General features: G+C 46.2%; 7 protein-coding genes and 1 pseudogene. 5 read left to right on the forward strand and 3 right to left on the reverse strand.

Annotation, left to right across the window (positions count from 1 at the left end):
• The 5 genes from plsY to Q0338_RS00060 form a co-directional block, all read left to right on the forward strand.
• Positions 1 to 542: glycerol-3-phosphate 1-O-acyltransferase PlsY (plsY, locus tag Q0338_RS00040; protein WP_298084989.1), on the forward strand; the 542-nt coding region annotated here is incomplete at its 5' end.
• Positions 539 to 853 (forward strand): dihydroneopterin aldolase, encoded by a 315-nt coding sequence (locus Q0338_RS00045; protein ID WP_298084990.1) that lies wholly within the window; start codon positions 539 to 541, stop codon positions 851 to 853. The genes plsY and Q0338_RS00045, both read left to right, overlap by 4 nt.
• 73 nt (positions 854 to 926) lie before the next feature.
• The gene (hsrA, locus tag Q0338_RS00050; RefSeq protein ID WP_002947350.1) at positions 927 to 1,598 is read left to right on the forward strand and encodes a homeostatic response regulator transcription factor HsrA; all 672 of its coding nucleotides are present in this window, start codon (positions 927 to 929) and stop codon (positions 1,596 to 1,598) included.
• 38 nt (positions 1,599 to 1,636) lie between these two features.
• A complete protein-coding gene (locus Q0338_RS00055) occupies positions 1,637 to 2,866 on the forward strand; it encodes a HAMP domain-containing sensor histidine kinase (RefSeq protein WP_298084993.1) in 1,230 nt (409 codons plus the stop codon).
• Positions 2,867 to 4,315 carry a Ppx/GppA phosphatase family protein gene (locus Q0338_RS00060; protein ID WP_298084991.1) on the forward strand — a complete coding sequence of 483 codons (1,449 nt, stop codon included), beginning with the start codon at positions 2,867 to 2,869 and terminating at the stop codon, positions 4,313 to 4,315.
• Between the two features lie 62 nt (positions 4,316 to 4,377).
• On the opposite strand, the gene Q0338_RS00065 is transcribed toward Q0338_RS00060, so the two are convergent.
• The 3 genes and pseudogenes from Q0338_RS00065 to Q0338_RS00075 form a co-directional block, all read right to left on the reverse strand.
• Positions 4,378 to 5,316 (reverse strand): excinuclease ABC subunit A, encoded by a 939-nt coding sequence (locus tag Q0338_RS00065; protein ID WP_298084992.1) that lies wholly within the window; start codon positions 5,314 to 5,316, stop codon positions 4,378 to 4,380.
• Entirely contained in the window at positions 5,313 to 5,609 is a 297-nt protein-coding gene (gene fliN, locus Q0338_RS00070; RefSeq protein WP_034957998.1) for a flagellar motor switch protein FliN, read from the reverse strand. Before fliN ends, Q0338_RS00065 begins: the two co-directional genes overlap by 4 nt.
• A gap of 56 nt (positions 5,610 to 5,665) precedes the next feature.
• Positions 5,666 to 5,893 (reverse strand): annotated as a pseudogene (locus Q0338_RS00075) (restriction endonuclease); the annotation flags it as partial.

The raw sequence follows: 5,893 nt of genomic DNA on the forward strand, positions 1-5,893 counted from the left end.
ATATCTTCGGTGGGGTGAACATCAGAAGCGAAGGCAGCGGCAGCATCGGCGCGACCAACGTCTTGCGCGTGCTAAAGCAAAAAGACCCCAAACTCGCTAAAAAAATCGCGATTTTGACCGTCGTTTGCGACGTTTTAAAGGGCGTTTTGCCGATACTGATCGCGAAATTTTTAGGCCTTGCTCCTGCGACGCTTTGGGCGATGGCGGTACTTTCTGTGCTCGGGCACTGCTATTCGCCGTTTTTGAAATTTGAAGGCGGTAAGGGCATAGCCACGGGAGCTGGCGTTTTAGCGGTCTTTTTGCCGCTTGAGATCGCTATCGCGCTTGGGGTTTGGTTTGTCGTGGGCAAGCTGCTTAAGATCTCATCGCTCGCCTCTCTAGCCGCGCTTGCGGCGTTTATCGTAGCGACTTTTGCGTTGCAGCCGCAGATCCCTGGCATCGACTCCTATGCGCCGATATTTTTGATCGCGTTTTTGGTCGTTTACAAGCACCTGCCAAACATCAAACGCCTGATAACAGGGCAAGAAAAGCGCGTAATTTGACGACCATTATCAAAGATTACGAATTTGGCACGATCATCGGGCTGCTTGATTTTGAGCGCGTGACGCCGCAAAAGGTAAGAGTGAGCGCGGAATTTGAAAGCGGCGAGTTTATAGACTACGTGGAAATGATAAATTTGATCGAGGAAGTTTATGCGCGGGAGAAATTTGGCACCGTGGAGAGCTCGCTTGAAATTTGCGCAAAAAAGTTGAAGGAAAAATTTAGCTCGCTTAGCTTTTTGAAAATGGAAATTTTAAAAATCGAGATCGTCAAAAATGCGATGGTTGGCGCAAGAGCCGAGTTTAAATATTAAATTTTTTTTAAAGTATCTTGAAATCTTGCTTAATTTATGCTACAATCCCAACAAATTTCACTGAAGGGAAAAAATGAGAATTTTAATAGTTGAAGATGAGGTAACTCTAAACAAAACCATCGCCGAGGGCTTGCAAGAGTTCGGCTATCAGACCGACAGCTCGGAGAATTTCAAGGATGCTGAATACTACATCGGTATTAGAAATTACGATTTGGTTTTGACTGATTGGATGCTGCCTGACGGCGACGGCGTGGATCTGATCAACATCATCAAACACAAATCTCCGCGCACCGCAGTCGTCGTACTATCTGCTAAAGACGATAAAGATAGCGAAGTTAAGGCATTTAGAGCTGGTGCGGACGACTATATCAAAAAGCCGTTTGATTTCGACGTTTTGGTAGCTAGGATCGAGGCTCGTTTGCGCTTTGGCGGTACGAACGTTATCAAAATAGACGACCTTATCATCGATCCGGACGAGGAGAAAATCACCTACCTAGGTCAAGATATCGAGCTAAAAGGTAAGCCGTTTGAGGTGCTAACTCACCTTGCGCGCCACAGCGATCAGATCGTCAGCAAAGAGCAACTACTAGACGCGATCTGGGAGGAGCCTGAGCTCGTAACTCCAAACGTAATCGAAGTAGCAATCAATCAAATCCGCCAAAAAATGGATAAACCGTTAAATATCTCGACTATCGAGACGGTCAGAAGACGCGGGTATAGATTTTGCTTTCCCAAAAAAGCCTAAGATTTAGGTTTATAGTGCAATTAGCATCGGCTTCTACGATGCTAATTCTCATCATCTCCGTTCTTTTATATCAGTATATCAAGGTCACGATATACGAGGGTATCTCGCAATCGCTCGCATACGAAGCTAAAATTTTATCCACGAGCGCAAATTTATCTAAAGTACAAAAACCGTTTGAATACTTCACGCTAAACGATAGTCCCACGAGGGCAAAGCTCGTCGAGGGCAAAACGGTATCGCCTTATTTCGTCACGGAAAGTGTCGGCCAAAAGACCCATTTGACGTTATTTTACCCGTATATGGACGATACTAGCATCGCGCTAACCAAAGACACCACCCATCAAAGCAAACTCATAGATCAAATTTTAATCGACATCATCATGGTAAACGCTACGTCGATACTTCTGATTATTTTTTACGTGCTGTTTTTGTCGCGGATGCTGCTGGTGCCGATTAAAATTTTAAGCAGAAAAATGACGAATTTAAACGAGCGGTTTTTGCAGACGGTGAGCCTTGAGGAGCTACCGCCCGAGTTTAAGCCGCTAGGCAAAAGCCTAAACCGCCTAATCGAGCGCATTCAAACGTTCGTACTTTATCAAAAAGAGCTTTTCGTCGGCGTCGCGCACGAGCTAAAAACGCCGCTTGCGGTGATGAAAACCAAAAACGAAGTTACGCTAATAAAGCCGCGCGAGAGCGAAAAATACATCGAAGCGCTCAAAAACAACAACGAAGCCATCAATCAGATGAACAAAATGATCGGCTCTATCCTGGAGATCGGGCGGCAGGAGGGCGCGCAGTTTGAGGAGGCCGTGCGCATCGATATCATCGAGTTTTTAAATCAATCTGCGAATAATTTTAAAATTTTAGCTCGCGGCGAGGGCAAGGATATAGCGACTGATTTTGCGCCTAGCAGTCTTGAAATGACGCTACAAACGACGCTTTTAACGCACGTTATTCAAAATTTCGTCCAAAACGCGATCAAATTTTCTCCTCGCGGCGCCGTGGTCACGCTACGCTCGCGTCTTAGCGAAAACGAATTTATCATCGAGGTCGTAGACGAGGGCTGTGGTATCGACGAGAGCAAGGACCTTTTTGCGCCGTTTAAGCGTTTCGGCGATAAGGGCGGAGCGGGACTTGGGCTATTTTTAGCTAAGGGCGCAGCTCAGGCTCTGGGCGGCTCGGTAGCTATCAAAAACCGCACCGACGGGCACAGCGGCGCGGTATCAACCATCACTTTAGCGATAAATAAAAATAATAAAGGCAAATAAATGGCAAAACGAACCGCCGTCATAGATCTAGGCTCAAATTCGATGCGAATGGCGATTTTTGAGAAAACTTCGCGTTACGCGTTTCACATCATCGGCGAATTTAAGATGAAGGTACGTCTAGGTGAGGGCGCGTACGAGCACGGCGGCGAGATCGCCCAAAAGTCGATGCAAAAGGCCTGCGAGGCGCTTAGCGAGTTTAAAAATATCGCACAAAACTACAAATGCTCGAAAATTTTCGCCATGGGCACCTCGGCTCTGCGCGACGCTCCAAACGCCGGCCTGCTCATAAGTATGGCGCGCAAAGAGCTTGGGATAAATTTAAAGGTCGTTAGCGGCAAGGACGAGGCGACGTTTGGCGGCGTGGCGGCGTTAAATTTGCTTGAGTCCTTAGACGAGTTTGTCACGCTTGATATCGGCGGAGGCTCTGCCGAGCTTGCGCTTGTTAGCGGCGGCAAGATAACTGATGCCGTGTCGCTAAATTTAGGCACCGTGAGGCTAAAGGAGCTATTTTTCGATAAGAAAAATTTAAACGCCGCAGCGCCTTTTATCAAAGAGGCGTTTAAAAGCTTGCCTAAAAATTTTAAAAGCAAAAACATAGTCGCCATCGGCGGTAGCCTGCGCGCGATATCTTCTGCTATCATGTCGGCGCAAGACTACCCGCTAAAAACGGTGCACAACTTTGCCTACAAATTTCAAAACCACAAAAATTTCATCGAAAATTTAGCCCGAGCGAGCGTGCTTGAGCTTGGGAAATTTGGCATCAAAAAAGACCGCTTCGATACGATTAGAGAGGGCGCGCTCATCTTTTTAGGCGCAGTGGATGCAGTGGGTGCGCAAAATATCTATACTAGCGGTGCGGGCTTTAGAGAGGGTGTATTTTTGAGCGATATCTTGCGTCCGACGCGTAAATTTCCGCCGAATTTCAACCCGAGCGTGAGGAGTTTGCAGGATAGATTTTTGCTAGATGATAACAAGACGATCGTAAAATACGCAAAAGACCTCTTTGTAGCACTAGAGCCTTTGCATGGGCTTGATGGGCGCTACGAGAGCGAGCTGGCGGTGGCTGCTAGATTGCATAGCGTGGCGCAGTGCTTGGGATTTTACGGCGAGCACGCTAGCTCAGCATTTTTTGTGCTAAATGCCCTAAACTACGGCTTTTCGCATGCGCAAAAATGCTTAGTCGCCGCGATCATCGCACAAAACGGCAAGAAAACCTCGAGCGAATTTGAGCGATTTAAAAACCTGCTACCGAGCGAGGATGTCGTGCGCTGGCTGAGTTTTATCCTCGCGCTTGCTAAAAACCTCGATGCAAACTGCGCTCATAAGAAGCTGGAGTTTGAGTTTATCAACCATACTTTACAAATTTACGGCGCTAAGGAGCTGTTTATGGCGAAGGAAAATATCAAAAAGATGACTAAACCGGATACTTTTGCGATCTGTTTTGCGTGAAATTTAATGGAGGAATTTGATGAAACTTGTGGTAAATTTCATCAAATTTTAAAAAGGCAAATTTAGTCTATACTTGCCTTATCCTTGTATGCGTCTAGCGTTTGGCGGTTTTCGATGTAGGCGTTTAGCTTTTTCTGATTTTCTTCAAAAAAGCTCTGAAAGTCCTGCTCGCTCGTCATCTTTTCTTCGCCGAATTTATCCAAAAGCACGTTTGACGTACCTGTTAGCACGAGGTAGCGTCTGTCAAGGTGCTGAAAAAGAACGACTTTGTTCGTATCATCAAGTGGTTTTTCGTAGATTATCTCCACGCCTTCCTCGCTTTTTACCTTTTCAAACCAGCCGTTTTCGCGCTTTGTTTTTATCGTTTTTTGCTTATTTTTTAGCTTTGCCTTGACGAACAAAAGCACGACTAAAAGTAGCGCCAAAACGCCCAAAACCGAGTAATATCTATAATCGATCATATCGCTCATACCCTGCGTCATAAAATTTACGTCGCCGTTTTGCACGCCTAAATTTAGGCCTGCACCTTGAGCGGACGAGGTCAAATTTGATGCGTTTTGATCTCCTGATAAATTCGTCGTTTCGGTTATATTTTCTCTAGTTTCTTGCGGCGAGAGCGCAGTTGCGGTGGCTGAGTTCGCTGCATTTTCAGGCGTCACGCGTATGCGCAGGCCAAAGCCGTCGGTGGTTTTTGACGCGCTAACGGCCACCTGAGCGTCGCTTTTTATCACGAGGGCTAAATTTTGGCCCCTAGGCTCAAACAAAAGCTCTTGCAGTATGCTTGAATTTACGCTTTTTTCGATATTTTGATCGTTTTGCAGGTCTTTAAAAAGCAGGGTTATCGCGCCGTCTTTGCGCTCTTGCAGGATCGCTCCGCTATAAGGCGCATCAAAGCTAAGCATGATATCGACGCGGTCGCTGCGCTCGTAGATGTTATATGTGGATAAATTTGAACCCCAAAGCGCTACGAAAAACAACAAAAGCGCGGCGAAAATCCTCATAGTTGCTCTCGTTTAAAGTACTGGATGACGGATTTTGAGTCTAGGATTTCATTTATCCTGATGGCGAGGTTTTTTTCGTAGACCATTACTTCGCCCTTGCCGAAAATTCGGTTGTTTATAAAAAGCTCCACGCTCTCGCCGGCAGGCTTTTCTAGGTCGATTACCGAGCCTACTTCGAGCTTTAAAAGCTGCTTTACGCTAATAGTCGTCGTGCCTAGCTCCGAGATAAAATCCACTCCGATATCCATCAGCTCGTCGTAGCTTTTAAAAAGCCCGCCGCGCTCTTGCAACATCTCCTGAACCCCTTGCAACGCCGTTTCTACGGCATTTATCTCTTGTAGTTCTTCGCTCATATTTTTTTGTATCCTACTTGAAATGTTCTATTTTTGATCTTATAGACGCGTTTGTCGTCTAGTTTGACGTGAAAGCTCGTCCTGCCTAGATACTCTGGAGTGCCTAGTTTATAGGCGTTTGCTTCGTGTTCGTTGAGTAGATTTTTAGCGTAGCCGATCGCGAGATTTGCTACCTCTTTGCAGATGTCGCTTAGCTCGTCTTCGGCTAGCTTATCGACGCCAAG

The sequence above is a fragment of the uncultured Campylobacter sp. genome (genome assembly GCF_938018145.1).
GTDB lineage: Bacteria > Campylobacterota > Campylobacteria > Campylobacterales > Campylobacteraceae > Campylobacter_A.

Coding starts and splice junctions, on each gene's coding strand:
- Q0338_RS00055 (WP_298084993.1), top strand. CDS start 1,637: ATGCTAATTCTCATCATCTCCGTTCTTTTATATCAGTATATCAAGGTC.
- fliN (WP_034957998.1), bottom strand. CDS start 5,609: ATGTTGCAAGAGCGCGGCGGGCTTTTTAAAAGCTACGACGAGCTGATG.
- hsrA (WP_002947350.1), top strand. CDS start 927: ATGAGAATTTTAATAGTTGAAGATGAGGTAACTCTAAACAAAACCATC.
- Q0338_RS00060 (WP_298084991.1), top strand. CDS start 2,867: ATGGCAAAACGAACCGCCGTCATAGATCTAGGCTCAAATTCGATGCGA.
- Q0338_RS00065 (WP_298084992.1), bottom strand. CDS start 5,316: ATGAGGATTTTCGCCGCGCTTTTGTTGTTTTTCGTAGCGCTTTGGGGT.